This is a genomic window from Rahnella sp. ChDrAdgB13, assembly GCF_017655185.1.
Taxonomy (GTDB): Bacteria; Pseudomonadota; Gammaproteobacteria; order Enterobacterales; family Enterobacteriaceae; genus Rahnella; species Rahnella contaminans.
Genome location: NZ_JAEMGT010000115.1, coordinates 1 through 2,327 on the forward strand (window position 1 = coordinate 1; position 2,327 = coordinate 2,327).

General features: G+C 40.1%; 3 protein-coding genes and 1 pseudogene. All 4 read left to right on the forward strand.

Annotated elements, in window-relative coordinates; genetic code table 11:
- The first annotated feature begins 231 nt into the window (after positions 1-231).
- Entirely contained in the window at positions 232-651 is a 420-nt protein-coding gene (locus tag J8X26_RS23425) for a hypothetical protein (protein ID WP_152326761.1), read from the forward strand.
- A 43-nt stretch (positions 652-694) separates the two neighbouring features.
- On the forward strand, positions 695-1,126 hold the full coding sequence (locus J8X26_RS23430; protein WP_208952107.1) for a PACE efflux transporter: 432 nt from the start codon (positions 695-697) through the stop codon (positions 1,124-1,126).
- Positions 1,127-1,162: 36 nt separating this feature from the next.
- Positions 1,163-1,507: a hypothetical protein gene (locus J8X26_RS23435; RefSeq protein WP_208952108.1), complete on the forward strand. Its 345-nt coding sequence runs from the start codon at positions 1,163-1,165 to the stop codon at positions 1,505-1,507.
- Between the two features lie 42 nt (positions 1,508-1,549).
- A pseudogene (locus J8X26_RS23440) lies at positions 1,550-2,257 on the forward strand (class I SAM-dependent methyltransferase); the annotation flags it as partial.
- Positions 2,258-2,327 lie beyond the last annotated feature (70 nt).

Below are 2,327 nucleotides of genomic sequence, written 5' to 3' on the forward strand. Positions count from 1 at the left end.
CGCTACAGGATCGAGAATGTGGTGATCTGATCCTGATTACGGCAAAAAGTTCGATTTATTCAACAAAGCCCCGCATTATGCTACAGGGTCTTTTGGGGCTGGGTGAAAGTTATATAGACGGGTGGTGGGAATGCGATCGTCTGGATATATTTATCTATTAATTCCCCGCATTTTTAATGATTTTTTCTTTATCTGCATGCGGTAACGTCATTTTATTAAATCAGAGAAATTATGAAACATACTTTATTACTTTCTTCTGTCATCGTTGCAATACTGTCTGTGTCCGGTTGTTCAAGCTATAAGTCACTCGAATTGAGTCAACAACAAGTCCACACTTTTTCTGCTTCGTCTGATTATACCTATTATAAAATTGATCCACCTTTGTACGGAGGTGATGTTGTGCAATATTCATTGCGTAACGGAAATAGCGGTACACTCACTGTGAAAAGAACAACACCACAAACATTAATCAGTGATGATGGACTCGTGATTAATTTGTCGGATCTCGTTTCACTTAAGCGTAAAGAAATATCCAAAGGAAAAACAGCTGCTGCTGTCGGTACAGGTGTTGTTACCACCGTGGTGGTTGTGACGGCTGTAGTGGGTTTAGCGTTTGGGGCTGGAATGGTGGCGATGTTATCAGCAAGCTAACGTATTAATAGAAATTTATTGGTGTAATTTGAGGCGCATTGAGATGAAAGTGGAGTTGAATAAGAGTACGCCGGAAAGGATTTTACATGCTGTTCTTTTCGAAGTACTTGGGAATGTTGTAATAGCCATTTTCCTCGCCTACAGTCTGAAAGTTTCTTTGATACAGTCCGGAACGTTATCATTCATCTCTGCTTTAACTGCAACGGTCTGGAATTACGTATTCAATAAGATTTTTGATGAGATTCAGAAGCAGTTTTTATTTGAGAGAAGCTTCCCGATCAGAGTTTTGCATGCCGTCATCTTTGAAACCGTACTTGTTCTTTCACTCACTCCTGTCGCGATGTTTTTACTTGAGTTAACGATGACGGAGGCATTTTGGGTTGAAATAGGGTTAATATTTATTTTCTTACCTTATACGTTAATTTTTAACTGGGTCTATGACTATATACGTTGGGGATTTTTGGCGAATGAATAGATTAATGATTCTAATTGAATTGAAGAGGTTGCAAATATGAATGGTGTGGATTTATTAAAATTCAAGGCCAGTACTCTGGAAAGTAAAGGGCTCTTACGAAGAGCAATATCAATCTGGCAGGATATTTCGATTAATACAAAGTTAAGTAAGCACGACAGAGATCAGGCGATGCGTAGCTTGAATCGTCTTACGCGCGCTATTCAACAAAAAGTCGACATTCAGAGGGAGAAACTAAAGTCCCATCCAGACAGATATAAAAATGTCGAGTCAGATAAAGAAAAAATTATGCATCTTTATCGGCAGGGATTAACAACAAAGGAAATACAGCAGATAACACAGCGATCCAGGGATTTTATTTATAATTGCAAGAAGAAATCATGAATTTTAGGGGTTTTATTAAAAAGGCACGCTAATGAAAAAAATATGATCGTACCTAAGGACTATAACGAATGGCAGAGAATCTGCCGCGAGCTCCTTGATGACGCAGGGATCGAGATTGACGGGGGCGAGAAGCATGATATTCATGTCAAAAACCCAAAATTCTATAAACGTGTTTTAAAAAGGGGATCGCTGGCATTGGGTGAGAGTTACATGGACGGGTGGTGGGATTGTGCGCGACTTGATGTGTTTTTTACTAAAATCATTAATGCAGATTTACAGTCCCGCGTACCGGATAATTTGAAAGATATTATCAGAGTAGCCGGGGCCCGCTTCATAAATTTTCAATCAAAAAAAGGAGCCCTGAAAGTTGGTAAAGAACACTACGATCTTGGTAATGACCTTTTTTGTCTGATGCTCGATCCCTGGATGCAATACTCTTGTGGTTACTGGAAAAACGCAGATAATTTATATCAGGCACAGCAAAATAAACTTAAATTGATTTGTGAGAAGTTGAAGTTAGAAAAAGGGATGAGTCTGCTGGATATTGGTTGTGGCTGGGGAGGGCTTGCGGCATACGCTGCTGAACATTATGGTGCGAAAGTCACAGGGATTACGATATCAGCTGAACAGCAAAAAATGGCGGAAGTGCGCTGCGCCAGTTTTGATGTCGAAATTCTGCTCCAGGATTACAGGGAGCTTGACAGGAAATTTGACCGCATCGTTTCTGTCGGAATGTTTGAACATGTAGGAGGCTTTGTTGAATAAATCGAACTTTTGGCCGTAATCAGGATCAGATCACCACATTCCCGATCCTGTAGCG

What these genes read in the sequence shown, in the direction of transcription:
- J8X26_RS23425 (WP_152326761.1), top strand. Translation starts at nt 232, where the DNA reads ATGAAACATACTTTATTACTTTCTTCTGTCATCGTTGCAATACTGTCT.
- J8X26_RS23435 (WP_208952108.1), top strand. Translation starts at nt 1,163, where the DNA reads ATGAATGGTGTGGATTTATTAAAATTCAAGGCCAGTACTCTGGAAAGT.
- J8X26_RS23430 (WP_208952107.1), top strand. Translation starts at nt 695, where the DNA reads ATGAAAGTGGAGTTGAATAAGAGTACGCCGGAAAGGATTTTACATGCT.